The sequence below is a fragment of the Fructobacillus sp. ChS1-6f1-1-27 genome (assembly GCF_059579415.1).
Genome location: NZ_JCAOER010000002.1, coordinates 183,668 through 201,420 on the forward strand (window position 1 = coordinate 183,668; position 17,753 = coordinate 201,420).

The following is a 17,753-nucleotide window of genomic DNA, read 5'->3' on the forward strand; positions in this document are numbered from 1 at the left end:
CTCTGGTAGAATGGTTTTTAATTAATTGACGAAAGCGGGGATGGCTGATGTGGCGACACTTAAAATTTGAGGAATTAACATTAAAGCAATTACGGCAGATTTACCAGGCCCGGTCGGAAGTCTTTATCGTGGAACAAGGGCGCAATTATATCGACCCAGACCAAGTTGATGAACAGGCAATTCATGTTTTTTATGAAGAGAATGGTCAGATTCTAGCCTATGGTCGGGCCTTTGCCTTGGACGACCAGCAGACTTCCTTTGGCCGGGTGTTAACGGTGGAAAGCGCTAGGGGCCGGGGGCTTGGTAAAGGCTTAGTGGCAGAGTTGCTGACGGCCATTGACCAGAACTTTAGTCAAAAAACGACCGAAATCGAGGCTCAGCAACAAGTGGCAGGGTTGTATGAAAAGTTTGGCTTTAAAACCGTTGGACAGCCATACGACCATGCTGGGTCTTCCCACATTAAAATGGTCTTGTCAGGCAAATAAAAAGCAGCTAACCGTTGAAGTTAGCTGCTTTTTCGTCTTAGTGCGGCCGGCGGGAGTCGAACCCGCACGTCCTAAAGCGGACACAGGATCCTTAATCCTGCGCGTCTGCCAATTCCGCCACGGCCGCATTTGATAACTATCAAATTCTACCGGGAATTGACTTTTTTGTCAAGAATCAAGGGCAAAAAAGCCGGAATTGGTTTTTTGAAAATTTTGCACAATTTCGAACCGGTCATGCTCACAACCATGCAAAATATTTGTGATAAAATATTAGGAGATTGGAGATTATTTATGAAGCTATTTAACTGGTCCAAGAAAAATGACCAACCAGACAAAGAGTTCCAGAGTCAAATGGATTTCTTGCAGTCTGAAAATGACCGGTTGCTTGACCAAATCGAGTCCTTAAAGCTTGATTTGTCAGAGAGTCAAGCCGAAGAAGAACGGCTAAAAGAAGCCTTGAACCGGTCACAAATCCACCGCGGCATTGTCAAAACCAGTATTGGCTTGGCAATTTTAGTGGTGTCATACGCCTTATTGATCTTGGTTGGAGAACGCAATACCAACTTGCCATGGATTTTACTGATTGAAGCAGCCTTTATCTTTGCGATGCTCAACCGGGGGGCGGACAAATGACCGAGAAAAAACGCCGACCATTTGTCCTAGCTAATTGGAAGATTAATATGGCACCAACTGAGGTGAAACCATACTTAGACCAGGTTCTGCCAGCCTTGGCGGATGAAGACCAGGTTGAAGTTGGAATTGCCGCCCAAGACTTGTATTTGGCCCAAATGCTCCATGAGGCTAAAAACAATCCGTTAACAGTGGTTGGTGAAAATGCCCATTGGGAAGATGATGGGGCCTTTACCGGGGAAACGTCACCAAGGGCCTTGGCCCAAATGGGTGTTGAATACGTCTTGATTGGCCACTTTGAACGGCGGAAGTTCTTTAACGAAACTGACCAAACGGTCAATTTGAAGACCCTGGCCGCCTTACGAAACGGGTTGAAGCCAATTATTGATTTGGATGAGGACCTTTCTACTTACAACCACCTGGCCAAAGAAAAGGTCATGCTGAAGCAGTTACAGGCCGCCTTGAACGGGGTTTCGGTTTCAGAACTTAAACAGGTGACGGTGGCCTATGAACCAACCTGGGCAATCGGGTCAGGCGAAGCGGCCTCGGCCGCAGAAGCCCAGGAAGCCGCTTCGTTAATCCGCCAGAGCTTAGTGAATTTGTATGGTAAGACGATTGCTGATCGAATCCGGATTTTGTATGGTGGGTCAGTCACGCCAGAAAACGGCCAAGACTTCTTAAAGCAGGTCGACATTGATGGGATCCTGGTTGGAAAAGCTTCGTTAGACCCCAAAAAGTTTTTAACTCTAGTTAAAGAAGCTCGGGTTTAATAGACTTATCCAACAAAGGACTAAAATTGACCGTCATATCTTGGCAACTAGCTTAGATTCATGTTCAATTTCCTTCATAAGGGTGTTATAATTTACTTGGTTTTACAAATATTAACCAACAACAAAAGGAGAGCATAAAAATATGTCTTTGATTTCAGATATTGTTGCACGCGAAGTCCTTGATTCACGTGGAAACCCTACGGTTGAAGCCGAAGTTATCACCGAAGTCGGTGGTTTTGGACGTGGTATCGTTCCTTCAGGTGCCTCAACTGGTGAACACGAAGCCGTTGAATTGCGTGATGGCGACAAGAACCGTTTCGGTGGTAAGGGTACTACTAAGGCCGTTGCCAACATCAACGGTGCTATTGCTAAGGCTTTGGTCGGTAAGTTCGATGTAACTGACCAACGTGCCATTGACCAAGCCATGATCGACTTGGATGGTACGCCTAACAAGGGTAAGTTGGGTGCCAACGCTATTTTGGCCGTTTCAATTGCCGCTGCCCGTGCAGCTGCTGATGAATTGGGTATGCCTTTGTTCTCATACATCGGCGGTATGAACTCTTACGTTTTGCCAACGCCAATGATGAACGTTATCAACGGTGGTGCTCACTCAGATAACAAGGTTGATTTCCAAGAATTCATGATCATGCCTGTTGGTGCTCCTTCAATCAAGGAAGCCATCCGTTACGGTTCAGAAACTTTCCACGAATTGAAGAAGTTGTTGGCCGCTGATGGCAAGGCTACTTCAGTTGGTGACGAAGGTGGATTTGCTCCTGACTTTGCTAACAACGAAGAACCTTTGCAATACTTGTTGAAGGCTATCGAATCAGCTGGTTACAAGCCAGGTAAGGACATCGCCATTGCTGTCGATGTTGCTTCATCTGAATTGTGGGATGCTGACAAGTCAAAGTATGTTTTGCGTTGGTCAACGAAGGAAGAATTTTCAACTCCTGACTTCATCAAGTACTTGGAAGACTTGGCAGACCGTTACCCAATCATTTCAATCGAAGATCCTATCGATGAAAACAACTGGGACGACTGGGCTGAAATTACTAAGGAACTTGGTAAGAAGGTTCAATTGGTTGGTGATGACTTCTTCGTTACTAACACTGATTACTTGGCTAAGGGTATCCGCATGGGTGCAGCCAACTCAATCTTGATCAAGGTTAACCAAATCGGTACTTTGTCAGAAACGATGGATGCCATCGAAATGGCTAAGGAAGCTGGCTACACTGCCATTGTTTCACACCGTTCAGGTGAAACTGAAGACACTACTATCTCTGACTTGGTTGTTGCTACTAACGCCGGCCAAATCAAGACTGGTTCAATGTCACGTACTGACCGTATCGCTAAGTACAACCAATTGATCCGTATCGAAGAATTGCTTGCTGAAACTGCTAAGTACAAGGGTGTTCAATCATTCTACAACTTGTCAGCTGACGCACGTGCTGCTATTCAAGCTAAGTAATTTTTTCAAAGAAAAACACCCACTTCGGGTGTTTTTTTGTGCTCTTTTACGTAGTATTAGAGTAGGTAAATGAATTACTAGGAGGAAAGAACAATGGCACAACGTTGTCGCTGGGTATTAGACCCAGACAAAAGTCCCCTAATGACGGCCTACCATGACCAAGAGTTTGGTAAGCCTGTCCATGACGACCAAAAGCTTTTTGAGCTCTTGACACTGGAACTCTTTCAATCTGGCCTATCTTGGCAGACGGTCTTAAATAAACGCGAGGCCTTCAAAGCAGCCTTTGCTAACTTTGAGGTTGAAAAGGTTGCGGCCTTTACGGGCCAAGATGTCGACCGGCTGTTAAACGATGCTGGCATTATCCGTAATAAGATGAAAATTGATGCCACGATTAACAATGCGAAGCAGATTGCTTCTTTGCACAGCCAGGGACGGTTCTTTGACGACTTAGTCTGGTCTGTTACAGACGGCCAAGTCCTTGATATTGGGGTAGCAAAGGACCAACCCTTGCAGCCCCGGACAGACCGTTCAAAGGGCTTTAGCAAAGACCTGAAAAAGCTAGGCTTCAACTTTGTTGGCCCAGTGACGATGGAGTCCTTTTTAGAGGCGGTCGGCGTTTTGAATGCCCACGACTTGGACTGTGATTTTCGTTAAAAAGAAAAGCAGCAGTACTTTCTAAATTGAAAGTACTGCTGCTTTTTTTGCTCTGAATTACTTACATGTAAGTCAGAAAGCGTTCAAAACGCTGGTATACCAACGTTGCTTATGCGCGATCCGGGAGTCGAACCCGGATTGCAAGAACCGGAATCTTGAGTGCTATCCATTACACCAACCGCGCGAACTAGATAATTATAACCTAATTTGCCGGAATTTCCAAGTAGGTTTCGCCAATTATTTTAAAAGTTACCTGGCCGGAAAAACGGTTGGTTAAGTCGGCCTCGAAAGCCTTGACGTTTTCGGGGGCAACGGCAACCTGGTGATGGACGACGGTATCAAAATTTGTTTCAAAAATCTGGTAGTTTTCTTGGCCCAACCAGTAGGTTAATTGGTCGTTATTTTGATAATCGATGTTGATTTCAATCTTTTGCCGCCAGAGCCGTTCCACTAAGCCAACGGCATCGAGTCCTCCGGCAACAGTGCCGGCATAGGCTCGAATCAAACCGCCTGCTCCCAGCTTGATGCCACCAAAGTACCGGGTCACAATCGCGAGAACATTGTGGACCTGACGCTTTTGTAAAACTTCTAGCATTGGCACCCCAGCTGTTCCAGAGGGCTCACCGTTATCGGAATAGCGTTTGATTTCGTCGTTATCGCCAATCACGTAGGCGAAAACGTTGTGGTTGGCTTTGCGGTGCTCTTTTGAAACCTGGTCGATATAGGTCTTGGCCTGGTCTTCATTTGCCACCCGGAAAAAGGAAACGATGAAGTCCGATTTTTTAATCGTCTGTTCCCACTTGGCCGATTCGTTTTTTAGTAAAAAAATTTGCTCCATAATCCGTATTATACCATGGCAGATGAAAGGAGAATGCCATGAAAAAATCATTATTATACGGGCGGCTAGTCACCTGGCCGAGCAAGTGGGACTTACCTGTTTCCGACTGCTGGCAAATCCCGGCCTTTCAAGACGGCCGGTGCACCCGCTGCGGGCAAAAAGACCCGGCACCACTGCCAAACGGTCACTACTACTGTTTGGCCTGCCTGAACTTAGGACGGGTATCCTCACGTGATTGTTTGTTGACCTTACCAGAGCTAAATGCCTTTGAGCCGTTTACCGGTTTTCGCTGGCAGGGACAATTAACGAACCAGCAGGAAAAAGTGAGCCAGGATTTAATTGCTGCCTACTATGCCAAAACGGACCAATTGGTCTGGGCGGTGACTGGGGCCGGGAAGACAGAGATGCTCTTCCCTTTGATTAATGAGGCCCTAAGGACTGGTGGTCGGGTGGCGGTTTTAACGCCGCGAATTGATGTGGTTCTGGAATTGGCCCCACGGTTAAAGCAGGCCTTTGACTTGCCAATTCAAGTTTTACACGGACAAAGCCAAGAACCTTACCAGTATTGCCAATTGGTTTTAGCGACCACTCACCAAGCCCTCCGTTTTTACCGGGCCTTTGACTTGGTGGTTGTTGATGAGGTTGATGCTTTTCCATTTCGCGGCGACCCGGCTTTGAATTATGCATTAGGCCAGGCTCGCAAGGAAGAAAGTACGGTGGTTTATTTAACGGCAACGCCGCCAAAAGATTTGCTAGCAAAAGTAGACCGAGGTGAGCTAGGCCAGTCTTATTTGCCGGGTCGGTTTCACCGCGGGCGTCTCCCGCAAATTCAAGTTCGCAAGGTTGGTAACTGGCGGAAGTACTGCCCGACGATTTTTAAAATGGTGGTTTACAACTTTGAGCTGGCTGGTACACCCTTTTTAGTCTTTGTACCAAATGTCAAAGACTTAGACCGGGTTTTCCAGTACCTAAAGGCGGTCACGAAAACTTCGGGACAAACAGTCCACGCTGGTGACCCCAACCGGAAGGAAAAGGTGCAAAGTTTGCGGGATGGAACTTACCAATATTTGGTAACGACGACCATCCTTGAAAGAGGAGTGACCTTACCGGGACTGGAAGTGGTGGTGATGGGCGCTGATGACCGGGTCTTTACTACGGCAGCCCTGGTGCAAATTGCCGGGCGAGTGGGGCGGTCAAAAGACCAGCCAACCGGATTGGTTTTGGCCCTGGTACAAGAACCGACCTGGTCCTTACGCCAGGCCAAAAAGCAGATTGACGCTCTGAATGAAAAAGCTGACCAACTTGGTTTGGTCAAGGAGGGCAAATGAAGTGCCTATTATGCCAAGAAGAATTGGAACAAAAAGAAAGTTTGGCAAATTTGTTGACCGGCAAGGTGACGGGGACTGACCTGCTTTGCCAGCTTTGTTGGCAAGGATTTTCTTTAATTCAAGGACCGGTTTGTTTGGGCTGTGGCCGAAAAGAAAGTGAAGGTGAAGACGAAAACGGTGAAGAAGTCGCTTGGGTCAGTGAAGAATCAAAGTTAGTCTTCGATGAAACCGGTCACTGCCCCGACTGTCTTCGCTGGCAGAAGATGGGTTCCCAGCTTTTAAACCACCAAGCCCTTTACCACTATAACCAGTCCCTAAAAACTTACATGGCGAAGTATAAATTTATTGGCGACTACCGGCTCAGGTTGGTTTTCCAACCGGTGATGCAAGGCTTTATCGACCAGAAAATCAAACGAGAAAAAATCGACATTGTGGTGCCAATCCCAGTTTCAACTCACCGCTATGTCCAACGAGGGTTTAACCAGGTCCAGCCGTGGCTGGCCGGTCAGGTTTTGGATGTCTTACGGGTAAAGGAAAATAAGGTTGACCAATCCAGTCTAGATCGAAGGGGCAGGATGGAAAGTCCTCAGCCTTTTTATTTGTCAGAGGAAGGAAAGGGGCGACTAAAAGACAAGCGGGTCTTGCTAGTTGACGACGTTTACACAACCGGGCGGACTCTTTACCACGCGGCCGACCTGGTTAAGCAAGGAGGGGCTGCCAATGTCCAATCAGTTTCGTTAGCACGCTAAGCCGGTAGCCCTAGTTCTTTACCGGGCAAAACGGTATAATAGGGGATACAAAAGGAGAAAAGCATGTCCCCGATGTTAACAATCGTCACGACTGTGACGGCAATTTACTTTGTCTTTTATTTGATTCGGCCGATTGACTTTACCAGGTTGATGCCAGAAAATCCGGTCCAAGCGGCTTGGCTGAAAGTTATTGTGGCAACTGCCTTAGGCTTTTTGCTGGCAACGGCGCTAGCCTCTTTGATTTCAGCCTCAATCGAGCTGCCGCGCTCGATCCTTAAAGATTTCTAAAGGATGGCGGCCTTATCAGGGCAAGTATGGTATAATTTAAAGGATTGTAGAGGCGCAAGTGCATTTTAGCCCCTACCGAACTAGAATTTTTGGAGAAAAATAACCATGGCAAGAGATATTGGAATTGATTTAGGAACTGCCAACGTTTTGATTTATGTTGAAGGCGAAGGTGTTGTCCTTAATGAACCTTCCGTTGTCGCCGTTGACGATAAAACTGACCGAGTTTTGGCCGTTGGTGCTGAAGCTTACCGGATGGTTGGTCGAACTCCCGGAAATATCCGGGCCGTTCGTCCCTTGAAGGATGGGGTCATTTCTGACTTTGATATTACTGAAGCAATGTTGACTTACTTTGTTAACAAGTTGAACGTTAAGGGCTTCATGTCGAAACCAAATATCATGATTTGTGCTCCGACAAACATTAGTGAAATTGAACGTAAGGCCATTATTCAGGCCGCTGAAAAGGCTGGTGGTGCCAAGGTATACTTGGATTACGAACCAAAGGTCGCAGCTATTGGTGCCGGACTTGATATCTTCAAGCCAGTTGGCTCAATGGTAATTGACATGGGTGGTGGAACTTCTGATATCGCCATCTTGTCACTTGGTGACATCGTGGTTGCCGAATCAATCCGTGTCGCTGGTGACCGGATGAACGTTGACATCGTCAACCACATGAAGCGTGAACACAACTTGGTTGTTGGGGAACGGTCAGCTGAAACAATTAAGATCGAAATTGGTTCAGCCTTGCAATCTGACGAACCAAAGACAATGACTGTTCGTGGCCGTGATAGCTTTGAAGGAATGCCTCAAACCATCACGGTTAACTCAAACGAAATCGAACAAGCTTTGCACGAAACCTTGGGACAAATCGCTGACGCTGCCCACTTGGCATTGTCAAAGTTGCCACCAGAATTGGCCGCTGACATCATCGACCGTGGTGTGATGTTGACCGGTGGTGGGGCCCTCTTGGAAGGCATGGACAAGTTCATGGCCGACCGTTTGGGTGTCCCAGTCTTCGTAGCAGATTCTCCGCTTGACAACGTTGCCAAGGGAACTGGTGCTTTACTTGAACACATGATGGCGAAGAAATAAGGAGCAGTCATGAGCAAGAAAAATCAAAGTTTTGCCGTTTCTTTAGTAACCAAGAAGGACCAGGTCGAAGTCTTAGTTGATGACCAGTTAATCGGTCAAATCAAAGAAGACCAGGGCGTATTTTCTGGTACCCTCGGTAAGCAGGTTGTGATTTCTTCTGCGCAATCGACTGATGAAGCTTTGCAGGCAATTCTTGCCTCATACAACCTTTACCATTAAAGAAAAAAATCCTTTGCTTCGGCAGAGGGTTTTTGTACATAATACTAAATTTTTACTAAGAGGAAGTTTCTTATGCAACGCAGTGCAGTCCACCGTAGTTCCCGTCCCTCTGCTTCAGAGCTTGATTGGGGAATCATCTTAATCTTAATTTTGCTGATGGTGATCGGCCTTTACTCCTTGTACTTTGCCATCTTAAACGGTGGAAAGGGAGCTTCACCAGTGAAGGCTGTGATTATGCAGGTTGTTTACTGGATTGCTGGGGCGGTGATGATTGCCTTTATCATGCGCTTTGATTCCTTCCAGCTATGGCGGTTGGCACCGGTGGCTTATGCCTTCTCCTTTGTCTTATTGATTGGGGTCTTAATCTTTTATAACCGGGCCTTGTATGCCAATGCTGGGGCCAAGTCATGGATTGTGATCGGACCAATCTCCCTGCAGCCCGCAGAATTTGTCAAACCGGCCTATATCTTGATGGTGGCCAAGGTTATTACTAATCATAACCGCTATAATCCGACCCACAACCCTGATACTGACTGGCTTTTGTTGGGGAAGATTGCTGGCGTTTTCTTACCAATCGCCTTCTTAATCGCTTTACAAAACGATTTGGGAACCTTGCTGGTGTTCTTGGCGATTACTGCTGGAATGGTGGTTGTGTCTGGAATTACCTGGCGGATTTTGGGACCAATCCTAGGGGCGGCCGGGGCCTTTGGGGCAACCTTAATCTTCTTGGTGGCTTCGACAGTTGGTCGGAACATCTTGGGTGCCTTTGGTTTCCAAGCCTACCAGTTTGCCCGAATTGATGCCTGGCTTCACCCTGGAACGGATACTTCTAGTACCGGTTACCAGACTTACCAAAACCTAAAGGCGATTGGTTCAGGTCAACTCTTTGGGTCTGGTTTTGGAAAGATGACGGTCTTTGTGCCGGTTCGTGAATCCGATATGATTTTCTCCGTGATGGGTGAGTCCTTTGGATTTATCGGCGGGGCCTTCTTGATTGCCCTGTACTTCTTTTTGATTTACCGGATGATTAAGGCGACCTTTAAGGCTAAGGATGCCTTTTACGCTTATATCGCTACCGGCGTGATCATGATGGTCTTGTTCCACGTCTTTGAAAACATTGGAATGAACATTGGCCTCTTGCCTTTGACCGGAATTCCTTTGCCATTCATCTCTCAAGGGGGATCATCGCTGGTGTCAAATATGATTGGGGTTGGCCTGATTATGTCGATGTCATACCAGCAAAAGAGCCGAGTCTTTAACGACTCCAATGAATTTAACTTGTAAAGGACACTATGGACGAACTTGCGACAATTCATGAAAAAAGTGCAGTCTTGTTAGCCCAACTGCGGGCTGGCGAGGTTTATGAGTCTCTGCCAGAATTATTAGGCTTGATTCGGGAAAACGTTGACTTAGACCCTGCTAATAGTACGCCTCGTCCTGATGACTCGATGGAAGCCATCGAACAAATGACTTTGTACCAAGACCACTGGTCTGGTGGTGATACCGACCACCTTCAGTACGTCTCTGATACAGACTTGCGTCTCTTTGTTAGTCAGCTAACGTCACCGAGTGCTAAGATTCGTGATAACGGCGCTTTCTTTTTCTTGGGTAATGCGATTCAAAATGGCCATTTGACCGCCGACCAGCTCGACTGGTTGACGGCTGAGATGGTCCAAGATGGAACGCTATTAACTCAAATTTTGGAAGAAGAAAATGATGGGGCTTATGGCCGGTCTTTTGCTTTGGCAGTGTTGTCAATTCTTTTAATGGCCGACCAGCAATCAGCAACCCCCTTTATTTCAAAGCCTTTGCTTGATGCCATTGTCGACCAGGTTGCATTGTTTGCACTGTTGGAACGTGATAGCCGTGGCTTTGTCCCCGGCCATGGTTGGGTCCATGCTTATACTCACTTGGCCAATGTCTTGTCGGCTTTGTTTGATCGTGCCGACGTCCGTCGCGCCGATAAGCTCTACTTACTAGCAACCACGTTAACCAACTTACGTCAGTTGAATACACCACTGACGATGGGGGAGACCAACCGGCTTGTGACGGTAATCATCGCTTTAACCCGCAAGCATAATTTATATGCGGATTATTTATTGCTGTCATTGAAATTATGGCGGCAAGACCTAGTCAACGAGCCCTTCGCTCAGACTCGGTCACGCTGGCAAAAGCTGTACAATCGTGTTGACTTCTTCCAGCAAATCCTGGCCTTAGGCCAGGACCGGGTGCCAGAAAAAATCTGGAATTACGCCCAAACTACTAAAAATTTCTTATCCTAACGGCTGAATTAAAATTTGCCAGTTGTTTTACCCATGACATTAGTCGCTTAATTGAAAAGGAAATCGTTATGAGCAAAAAACATGTCGTCTTATTATTTGGTGGAAACTCTTCCGAACACGATGTTTCGAAGCGGTCCGCTTACAATTACTACCAGGCTTTGAAGCAAACTGGCAAATACGACCTTTCGGTCGTTGCCATTGCCCAAAACGGTTATTTCTTGGATGCTGACCGGTCATTAAAGATCATGAACCAAGAAGACGAACAACCCTTAGTCGATGCTTACATGCAAGAAATTGATGAAAATGGGGTCTTGTCACCAATTGCTGCTCTTGAAAAGTTGGCTCCAATTGATATTTTTTTCCCAGTTGTCCATGGAAACTTGGGTGAAGATGGGACGTTGCAAGGGTTGTTCCGTTTGTTGAATAAGCCCTATGTTGGTGCGGCTTTGCGTGGCCACGCGATTTCCTTTGATAAGGTGATTACCAAGGAAATCTTGACGGCTAACGGTATCCGTAATACTAAGTATTTGGTTACCTACCAAAATGATGACCAACCATTGGCTTGGTCTCAAGTTGAAAAAGAACTTGGCACTCCGGTCTTCGTGAAGGCTGCCAACCAAGGGTCTTCCGTTGGGATTTCTCGGGCTGAAAACGAGGCAGAGTATGAAGCGGCCTTGAAGGATTCTTTCCAATACGACCGCAAGGTCTTGGTTGAAGCAGCCGTTGATGGCCCCCGTGAACTAGAAGTTGGGGTAATTGGTAACGATGACATCCTCGTTTCTGAAATTGGGGCCCACCAGGTTCCTGACCAGGGCGGTGACGGGAAGGGCTGGTACGACTACCAGTCGAAGTTCGTTGATAACTCGGCCGTTTCCTTTGAAATTCCCGCTAATTTACCAGCGGATGTCACTGCTGAAATTAAGGCAATGGCTAAGAAGGCTTACCAAGTTTTGAATTTGGCAGGGGAGGCCCGGATGGACTTCTTGATTGACAAGGAAAACGTTCCTTACTTGGGTGAACCAAACACCTTGCCAGGCTTTACCAACATGTCGCTTTTCAAGCGTCTGTGGGACTATTCGGACATCGATAACGCCAAGTTGGCTGACATGATGGTCCAGTATGGTTTTGAATCCTACCAGAAGCAACAAGAAATCTCTTACTCCTTTGAATCGCTTGGCGAAGAAAAGGTTGGGACCTTTAACGGTCAGTAAGCAATTAACAAATAAAAGCGAAGGACAGTCGTCCTTCGCTTTTATTGTTTGAAATATTGGTAAGTAAGTTAGTCGCGGACCACCAAGACATCCGTCTTAGCTGCTCGAGTAACGTATGAGGTAACCGAACCAACCAAGATTTGTTCCATGGTATTTAGCCCGGTCGCTCCAATTACAATCAGGTCCGCCGCCGTTTCTGTTGGCAGCTGGTTGGCAATTAAAGTTTTCGGTGACCCATAGTCGATCCGGTAAGAAACGTCCTTGACACCGGCTTGGCTAGCTCGGTCCTTATAGGCTTCCAAGGTCTTACGAGCGTCTTCGCTGACTGTGTCGACCATTGAATTATCGAAAGAAGTGATGTTTTGAATCGCCCGGGTATCAATCACGTTGACAATCGTGATTTTGGTTTTTGAATCTTCTTGACCGAGCTGGATAGCCCGGTTCAATGCGGCTTCGGATTCTTTAGAACCGTCAACTGGTACTAAAATGCTTTGGTAAGTCTTGGTCATGGTGAAATCCTCTCTTTTCTTTATTATAGTTCTTTTTTCCGGGGTAAACCACCGAAAAATTGAGGACTTATCAACGACTGACTTTTAGATTTCAGCGCAAATAAAAAAGCCCGCCTAAAGCGGGCCGTGGGTCATGCCCACGATACTCTATTGGCACCGTTAACCGCTGCTCAGATTTCCTCGAGGTTATTCGAGGTGGGCATTGCACCAGTGGATTTGGCTACCAAACGAAAGGGCGTGCCATTACCAGTAGGATTCCTGTCCAGAATAGTTGGTTGTAAGGAAAAAGCTGTTAATGCAGCAATGCGTATACCAGAGTAACTACGAATAGTGTAACGTGTTTGACTGAAAAATAGTAGTCTTGACATTGACTAATTCCTGAGTAAAATACCCAGGTTTTACAAATAAAACCAGGTCATTTTGTTTAGAATTAATTAGATTAATTCAGAATTTTCAAAAGAATTATAAACCGCGCTTTTGCCGGTCTTTCAACCCTTGGTTCACATCCTTTAATTGCTTTTCAAAGGTGGAATTACCCTTAGGTTGGAAGTAAGTGTCAGTTTTAATGGCATCCGGCAGGTACTGCTGGGCAACCCAGTCATTAGGATAGTCGTGGGGGTAGATGTAATCGTTACCATGACCAAGCTTCTCAGCCCCTTTGTAATGGCTGTCTTTCAAATGAGCCGGAATGGTTTGAGCCTTGGCGCGGTTAGCCTGAACAATGGCCGCATCCATCGCTGTATAAGCTGAGTTGGACTTGGGTGACAGGGCCAATTGAATGATTGCATTTGCTAAAGGAATCCGAGCTTCTGGAAAACCAAGTTGCTCAGATGCTTGAATGGCAGTAACAGCCTGCTGGGCACCACTCGGATTAGCTAAGCCAATGTCTTCATAGGCAATCACTAAGAGCCGGCGGACAAGGATTTGCAAGTCGCCAGCACTGACTAAGCGGGCGGCATAGTGTAAGGCGGCATCAACATCAGAACCGCGGATTGATTTTTGCAAAGCGGAAATGATGTCGTAGTGGGCATCGCCATCTTTATCGGCCACCAATGCCTGCTTTTGGGTGGTTTCTTCCACGACCGAGAGAGTAATCTGAACGACACCGTCCTCATCAGCCTTAGTTGATAAGACCGCTAATTCAAGCGAATTCAAGGCTGACCGAAGGTCGCCATTGGTGGCCGTGCTCAAGTGTTCCAAAGCATCGTCTGCCAAGTTTACCTGGTATTCGCCCAGGCCGTTTTCCTTATCGGTCAAAGCCCGGTTAATCGCCTCCTTCAAGTCATCTTGGTCAAGTGGTTCGACCTGGAAGATTTGAGTTCGAGACCGGATGGCCGGGGTGACGTTCAAATAGGGGTTCTCGGTTGTTGCCCCAATCAAGATGATGGCACCGGATTCAAGGTGGGGAAGCAAGAAGTCCTGTTTAACCTTGTTTAGCCGATGGATTTCATCTAAGAGTAAGACAACGGTTCCAGACATCTTGGCCTCTTCAGCAACGGCCTGCAGGTCCTTTTGGGAGTCTGTTGCGGCGTTTAGCATTCGAAAGGCAAAGTTGGAAGAGCCAGCAATCGCTGAGGCAATCGAAGTCTTACCAGTTCCAGGTGGTCCGTATAAAATCATAGACGATAACCGTTTTGCTTCGACCATCCGCCAGACGATTTTATTTGGCCCGACCAGGTGCTTTTGGCCAACAATTTCTTCAATTTTTTTCGGCCGCATCCGGTAGGCCAGCGGTTTTTGTCCGGGCATAAGCTTCCTTAAAGTTCAGAGTTTTGGCAAATTACAGGTCGATATCGTCCTGGTTAACAGCGGTTTTGGCCGCTAAGACAATCGCGTAAGGGTCAGTGGTTTGCTTTGAGACTTCGTTGTTTGATAACAAAGTGTAAGCATGTCCCGTGCTAACGGCCATCATCAAATAATCGGTATAGTCATCACCGGCTAAGTCTTGGTCGATTAGTAAGGTTGTGTCAGGAAAAGATTGCATCTTTTGCTTAAGCTGGTCTTTGGCTTGGGTGTTTTCCAAGTGGGAAGCCTTCACAGCGGCCACCACTCGCTCGCGAAACGTTCCTAAATAAAGGCGTTGTTCGTCTGGGTTTAGTTTAGGACCAGAACTTGAGTTTTGGTCTTGTTGCAAACGTTCGTTAACATCCATGGTCATTCCTCCAATAAATAAATTCTTACTTTAAATTATACGAGAAAAAGTCTTTGGACACAAAAAAAGCTACCGTTTGTAACGGTAGCTTTAATTTGAAACGAAAGATCAGAGAATTAACCAAGACGGGACTTGAAATTCTATTTTCAAGAATCTCAAAAGAGGTTCAGATACTGTTTTAACAATGTTTTGGTATCTGACGATAATAGACGTTTCGTTGAACTTTGAATAATTTGCAACCAGTTTTGCAACTGCAACTGAAAGATTAGATAATATAGTTCTTTACACACTTATGAGGAGACAAACACAGTCTCCTTTTATTTTGTTCTTTAATAATGATGTTGTAAAAGTTACAGTATTTTTTTGATGACGAAATTAAGTTTGTTTATTAAGTGAAATTTATTGGCATGATAAAACATATTAATGTCGTCTTTGAACATTTTATCTTTTAATTTTCTTGTTATTCTATTGGTAAATAATACAAATGGAGAAAAGAAAATGAATAAAAAAGTCGTATTAATTACAGGTGGCACAAAAGGAATCGGATTTCAATCGGCCAAATTTTTAGCTAACCAAGGTTACAGTGTTTATGCTGCTGGTCGCAATATTGATAAATTAACAGAATTAAAAATTGACGGAATCATCCCTCTGAAACTGGATTTAACAAACGATAATTCAATGGAAGAAGCGATTCAAACAATTATCAATCGCGAAGGAAAAATAGATGTTTTGGTAAATAATGCTGGTTACGGTTCTTATGGTGCAGTTGAAGATGTTGCCATTGAAGAAGCAAAACGGCAACTGGAAGTTAACTTATTCGGATTAGCTCGGCTAACGCAACTTGTTCTTCCCACGATGCGGTCACAACGCAAGGGGAAAATTATCAATATTTCATCAATGGGAGGACGGTTAGCAACTTACTTTGGGGCTTGGTACCATGCAAGTAAGTATGCTTTAGAAGGCTTTAGCGACTCATTACGAATGGAAGTAAAAGAATTTGGAATAGATGTCATTTTAGTCGAACCTGGTGGCATCAAGACGGATTGGGGGATTTTAGCGGCTCATCACTTAGTCGAAGCTAGTAAAGACGGTGTTTACGCTCGATCGGCTGAAAAAGTCGCAAGCGGAATGGAAAAGCAGTATAGTGGTAAAATGTTATCAAACCCAATTATCATCGCAAAAGCTATTAACCGTGCTATTGTTGCTAAAAAACCTCGCGCTCGGTATTTAATTGGTTTTGCAGCTAAGCCGCTTGTGTTAGCGCATATGCTTTTACCCACTAAATGGTTTGACTTCATAATGCAGCACGCTAGTTAGGAATTTATTTTGAAAATAATCATCACGAAACAATTTCAAAATTTTATTAGTGCAATTGGTTTATCACTGTCATCTATTTTGAAAGAAGCTAATATTCCTAATCTTCTTTGGAAAGAGCAGCTTTTGGTTGATGACACGGAATACTTTGAATTGTTAAGTGCCTTTGACAGTAAAATTACTGACAGGCAACTTCTTCAGTTGAGTGACATTGAAAATATTAGTAGTTTTATACCACCGATTTTCGCAGCTCTTTCATCAGCAAGCGGTCTTGCTGCTATAAAGCGTTTGGCTACTTTTAAAAAATTAATAGGCCCAGTTATACCGGAAATTAAAGAGGAGAGCCAACTGATTAAAATTCATTTGGCATACCCACAACCAGAACAAAAGCTGCCCCGTTTTGCTATTTTAAATGAGCAAATGATGATTCTTAGTTTGATTCGTACTGGTTCTGGGCGAAAAATTTTACCGGTTGAAATTCAAAGTCGGTATTCTTACGGGGAAGACTTAAAGAGACAAATTGGCATTCAACCAAATTTTTCCAAAGAGAATTTGATTGTTTTTCAAAAAGCCGACCTTGAAAAAAGCTTTCAGACAGAAAATAATAGTATGTTAGATTTTTTGGAGCCTGGACTACGCCAACGGTTAAACGAACGGAAAAAAGACAAAATTTTTTCAACCGTTATTTCCGAAACACTTATAAGTGCTATTCCTGCCGGAACCTTTTCATTGGCGGATATTAATAAACAACTAGGAATTAGCAGTCGAACAATTCAGCGTCGCTTAAAAGAAGAAAATACTACTTTCAACTTACAAGTTAACAAAGTAAAGCAGCAACTAGCTTTGGAGTTAGCTCTGAATTCTGAATTGACGGCAATTGAAACTGCTAACTTAGTTGGATACCAAGACCTTCCGTCTTTTTATCGAAGTTTTAAAAAGTGGACTGGGACTTCTTTTGTTAAATATAAAAAAGAACAACAGAAGGGTTAATGTGGCTCGTAATAAAATGATAAAAATTATTATAATCGGTTTGAAATGAAGAACAAAATCTCTCTGTTTGGGTAATTATCTATATAAAAAAGACAGGAAGTCATCAATTGGTGATATGAACCCCAAAATTAGGACATGTCATTGAGCGGCCTTGAGGACTGACACCCGATATTCAATCGGTGTCAGTCCTTTTAATTTGCTCTTAATTCGTTTTGTATTGTAATAGTGAATATATTCTTTGATGGCTTGATTGAGTTCTGAAATTGAATGAAAGTTCTGTTGAAAGCCAAAGAACATTTCACGTTTTAAGGTGCCAAAGAAGCTCTCAATCAAGCCATTATCCGTTGACTTTCCTTTTCGTGACATGGATTGATTCATGCCGTGGTCGGAGAGCCAGTGTTGAAAGTAGCGGTTTTGATACTGCCAACCTTGGTCCGTATGGAAGGTTAACTCGGTAGTGTTTGGATATCGTTTTACCGCCTTTTCCATCATCTGCACGGTTTGTGCCAAGTTTGGATGACGTGAAACTTCATATGACACAACCTCTTGGGTACAGCCATCTATTAAAGCAGATAGGTAGGTCTTTTGATCTTTCAGTTTAAATTCGGTGATATCGGCATACCACTTCTGATCGGGTTGTTTAGCATGAAAAGCTTGTTTAATTTGGTTTTCCTTAATGACTCCAATGGTGCCTTGGTAGCTGCTGTACTTCGCTTTCTTACGGTTATGCAGTGCCACTAAGCCCATGATGGTCATTAAGCGTTTGACCTTCTTATG

The 17,753-nt window shown here is 44.9% G+C and carries 20 protein-coding genes and 2 tRNA genes; 15 read left to right on the forward strand and 7 right to left on the reverse strand.

The genetic code is table 11. The annotated features are described in order from the left end of the window. The first annotated feature begins 47 nt into the window (after nucleotides 1-47). Complete coding sequence (locus AC5162_RS01990) at nucleotides 48-485, forward strand: GNAT family N-acetyltransferase (protein WP_496533583.1); 438 nt, start codon at nucleotides 48-50, stop codon at nucleotides 483-485. Nucleotides 486-526: 41 nt separating this feature from the next. Here the strand turns inward: AC5162_RS01990 and AC5162_RS01995 are convergent. Beyond that, nucleotides 527-612 (reverse strand) — tRNA-Leu (locus tag AC5162_RS01995). Nucleotides 613-776: 164 nt separating this feature from the next. Between AC5162_RS01995 and AC5162_RS02000 the strand changes: the two genes are divergently transcribed. The 4 genes from AC5162_RS02000 (at nucleotide 777) to AC5162_RS02015 (ending at nucleotide 4,007) form a co-directional block, all read left to right on the forward strand. Continuing rightward, nucleotides 777-1,118, forward strand: coding sequence for a hypothetical protein (locus AC5162_RS02000; protein ID WP_496533584.1), 342 nt, complete (start codon nucleotides 777-779; stop codon nucleotides 1,116-1,118). Further along, complete coding sequence (gene tpiA / locus AC5162_RS02005) at nucleotides 1,115-1,885, forward strand: triose-phosphate isomerase (protein ID WP_496533585.1); 771 nt, start codon at nucleotides 1,115-1,117, stop codon at nucleotides 1,883-1,885. Before AC5162_RS02000 ends, tpiA begins: the two co-directional genes overlap by 4 nt. Nucleotides 1,886-2,027: 142 nt before the next feature. Then, a complete protein-coding gene (eno, locus tag AC5162_RS02010) occupies nucleotides 2,028-3,353 on the forward strand; it encodes a phosphopyruvate hydratase (RefSeq protein WP_496533586.1) in 1,326 nt (441 codons plus the stop codon). Between the two features lie 93 nt (nucleotides 3,354-3,446). Further along, nucleotides 3,447-4,007: a DNA-3-methyladenine glycosylase I gene (locus AC5162_RS02015; protein WP_496533587.1), complete on the forward strand. Its 561-nt coding sequence runs from the start codon at nucleotides 3,447-3,449 to the stop codon at nucleotides 4,005-4,007. 112 nt (nucleotides 4,008-4,119) lie between these two features. Here the strand turns inward: AC5162_RS02015 and AC5162_RS02020 are convergent. Both AC5162_RS02020 and AC5162_RS02025 read right to left on the reverse strand, forming a co-directional pair. After that, a tRNA-Arg gene (locus AC5162_RS02020) sits at nucleotides 4,120-4,191 on the reverse strand. Nucleotides 4,192-4,209: 18 nt separating this feature from the next. Beyond that, nucleotides 4,210-4,845, reverse strand: a complete 636-nt coding sequence (locus AC5162_RS02025) for a YigZ family protein (protein ID WP_496533588.1) — start codon at nucleotides 4,843-4,845, stop codon at nucleotides 4,210-4,212. Between the two features lie 38 nt (nucleotides 4,846-4,883). Here AC5162_RS02025 and AC5162_RS02030 point away from each other — a divergent pair, with 38 nt between their 5' ends. From AC5162_RS02030 to AC5162_RS02065, 8 genes are all read left to right on the forward strand, one after another. After that, nucleotides 4,884-6,173: an ATP-dependent helicase ComFA gene (locus AC5162_RS02030; RefSeq protein WP_496533589.1), complete on the forward strand. Its 1,290-nt coding sequence runs from the start codon at nucleotides 4,884-4,886 to the stop codon at nucleotides 6,171-6,173. Beyond that, entirely contained in the window at nucleotides 6,170-6,922 is a 753-nt protein-coding gene (locus AC5162_RS02035) for a ComF family protein (protein WP_496533590.1), read from the forward strand. The genes AC5162_RS02030 and AC5162_RS02035 overlap by 4 nt, the downstream gene beginning before the upstream one ends. Nucleotides 6,923-6,985: 63 nt before the next feature. Then, nucleotides 6,986-7,210, forward strand: a complete 225-nt coding sequence (locus AC5162_RS02040) for a DUF1146 domain-containing protein (protein WP_496533591.1) — start codon at nucleotides 6,986-6,988, stop codon at nucleotides 7,208-7,210. Nucleotides 7,211-7,315: 105 nt separating this feature from the next. Then, nucleotides 7,316-8,299 (forward strand): rod shape-determining protein, encoded by a 984-nt coding sequence (locus AC5162_RS02045; protein WP_496533592.1) that lies wholly within the window; start codon nucleotides 7,316-7,318, stop codon nucleotides 8,297-8,299. 9 nt (nucleotides 8,300-8,308) lie between these two features. Continuing rightward, complete coding sequence (locus AC5162_RS02050) at nucleotides 8,309-8,518, forward strand: DUF2969 family protein (RefSeq protein ID WP_496533593.1); 210 nt, start codon at nucleotides 8,309-8,311, stop codon at nucleotides 8,516-8,518. Between the two features lie 72 nt (nucleotides 8,519-8,590). Next, a complete protein-coding gene (locus AC5162_RS02055; RefSeq protein ID WP_496533594.1) occupies nucleotides 8,591-9,802 on the forward strand; it encodes an FtsW/RodA/SpoVE family cell cycle protein in 1,212 nt (403 codons plus the stop codon). 8 nt (nucleotides 9,803-9,810) lie between these two features. Continuing rightward, nucleotides 9,811-10,800: a DUF2785 domain-containing protein gene (locus tag AC5162_RS02060; protein WP_496533595.1), complete on the forward strand. Its 990-nt coding sequence runs from the start codon at nucleotides 9,811-9,813 to the stop codon at nucleotides 10,798-10,800. 68 nt (nucleotides 10,801-10,868) lie between these two features. After that, the gene (locus AC5162_RS02065) at nucleotides 10,869-12,011 is read left to right on the forward strand and encodes a D-alanine--D-alanine ligase family protein (protein WP_496533596.1); all 1,143 of its coding nucleotides are present in this window, start codon (nucleotides 10,869-10,871) and stop codon (nucleotides 12,009-12,011) included. Nucleotides 12,012-12,079: 68 nt separating this feature from the next. Here the strand turns inward: AC5162_RS02065 and AC5162_RS02070 are convergent, their stop codons facing one another. The 3 genes from AC5162_RS02070 to AC5162_RS02080 all read right to left on the reverse strand — a co-directional run bounded on the left by AC5162_RS02070 (nucleotide 12,080) and on the right by AC5162_RS02080 (nucleotide 14,672). Further along, on the reverse strand, nucleotides 12,080-12,520 hold the full coding sequence (locus AC5162_RS02070) for a universal stress protein (RefSeq protein ID WP_496533597.1): 441 nt from the start codon (nucleotides 12,518-12,520) through the stop codon (nucleotides 12,080-12,082). A 462-nt stretch (nucleotides 12,521-12,982) separates the two neighbouring features. Further along, nucleotides 12,983-14,269, reverse strand: a complete 1,287-nt coding sequence (locus AC5162_RS02075) for a replication-associated recombination protein A (protein WP_496533598.1) — start codon at nucleotides 14,267-14,269, stop codon at nucleotides 12,983-12,985. Nucleotides 14,270-14,300: 31 nt separating this feature from the next. Continuing rightward, nucleotides 14,301-14,672 (reverse strand): DUF1694 domain-containing protein, encoded by a 372-nt coding sequence (locus AC5162_RS02080; protein WP_496533599.1) that lies wholly within the window; start codon nucleotides 14,670-14,672, stop codon nucleotides 14,301-14,303. A gap of 498 nt (nucleotides 14,673-15,170) precedes the next feature. Between AC5162_RS02080 and AC5162_RS02085 the strand changes: the two genes are divergently transcribed. Together AC5162_RS02085 and AC5162_RS02090 are read left to right on the forward strand one after the other, a co-directional pair. Then, entirely contained in the window at nucleotides 15,171-15,989 is an 819-nt protein-coding gene (locus AC5162_RS02085; RefSeq protein ID WP_496533600.1) for an oxidoreductase, read from the forward strand. Nucleotides 15,990-15,998: 9 nt separating this feature from the next. Next, nucleotides 15,999-16,976 carry a helix-turn-helix domain-containing protein gene (locus AC5162_RS02090; RefSeq protein WP_496533601.1) on the forward strand — a complete coding sequence of 326 codons (978 nt, stop codon included), beginning with the start codon at nucleotides 15,999-16,001 and terminating at the stop codon, nucleotides 16,974-16,976. 138 nt (nucleotides 16,977-17,114) lie between these two features. On the opposite strand, the gene AC5162_RS02095 is transcribed toward AC5162_RS02090, so the two are convergent. Continuing rightward, the coding region (locus AC5162_RS02095) for an IS3 family transposase (RefSeq protein WP_496533602.1) at nucleotides 17,115-17,753 on the reverse strand (639 nt) is incomplete at its 5' end.

Bases quoted from the DNA above. Each gene is read 5' to 3' on its own strand.
- AC5162_RS02055 (WP_496533594.1), top strand. From the start codon at position 8,591: ATGCAACGCAGTGCAGTCCACCGTAGTTCCCGTCCCTCTGCTTCAGAG.
- AC5162_RS02030 (WP_496533589.1), top strand. From the start codon at position 4,884: ATGAAAAAATCATTATTATACGGGCGGCTAGTCACCTGGCCGAGCAAG.
- eno (WP_496533586.1), top strand. From the start codon at position 2,028: ATGTCTTTGATTTCAGATATTGTTGCACGCGAAGTCCTTGATTCACGT.
- AC5162_RS02080 (WP_496533599.1), bottom strand. From the start codon at position 14,672: ATGGATGTTAACGAACGTTTGCAACAAGACCAAAACTCAAGTTCTGGT.
- AC5162_RS02070 (WP_496533597.1), bottom strand. From the start codon at position 12,520: ATGACCAAGACTTACCAAAGCATTTTAGTACCAGTTGACGGTTCTAAA.
- AC5162_RS02000 (WP_496533584.1), top strand. From the start codon at position 777: ATGAAGCTATTTAACTGGTCCAAGAAAAATGACCAACCAGACAAAGAG.
- AC5162_RS02065 (WP_496533596.1), top strand. From the start codon at position 10,869: ATGAGCAAAAAACATGTCGTCTTATTATTTGGTGGAAACTCTTCCGAA.
- AC5162_RS02085 (WP_496533600.1), top strand. From the start codon at position 15,171: ATGAATAAAAAAGTCGTATTAATTACAGGTGGCACAAAAGGAATCGGA.
- tpiA (WP_496533585.1), top strand. From the start codon at position 1,115: ATGACCGAGAAAAAACGCCGACCATTTGTCCTAGCTAATTGGAAGATT.
- AC5162_RS02075 (WP_496533598.1), bottom strand. From the start codon at position 14,269: ATGCCCGGACAAAAACCGCTGGCCTACCGGATGCGGCCGAAAAAAATT.
- AC5162_RS02040 (WP_496533591.1), top strand. From the start codon at position 6,986: ATGTCCCCGATGTTAACAATCGTCACGACTGTGACGGCAATTTACTTT.
- AC5162_RS02045 (WP_496533592.1), top strand. From the start codon at position 7,316: ATGGCAAGAGATATTGGAATTGATTTAGGAACTGCCAACGTTTTGATT.
- AC5162_RS02015 (WP_496533587.1), top strand. From the start codon at position 3,447: ATGGCACAACGTTGTCGCTGGGTATTAGACCCAGACAAAAGTCCCCTA.
- AC5162_RS01990 (WP_496533583.1), top strand. From the start codon at position 48: ATGTGGCGACACTTAAAATTTGAGGAATTAACATTAAAGCAATTACGG.
- AC5162_RS02060 (WP_496533595.1), top strand. From the start codon at position 9,811: ATGGACGAACTTGCGACAATTCATGAAAAAAGTGCAGTCTTGTTAGCC.
- AC5162_RS02050 (WP_496533593.1), top strand. From the start codon at position 8,309: ATGAGCAAGAAAAATCAAAGTTTTGCCGTTTCTTTAGTAACCAAGAAG.
- AC5162_RS02035 (WP_496533590.1), top strand. From the start codon at position 6,170: ATGAAGTGCCTATTATGCCAAGAAGAATTGGAACAAAAAGAAAGTTTG.
- AC5162_RS02025 (WP_496533588.1), bottom strand. From the start codon at position 4,845: ATGGAGCAAATTTTTTTACTAAAAAACGAATCGGCCAAGTGGGAACAG.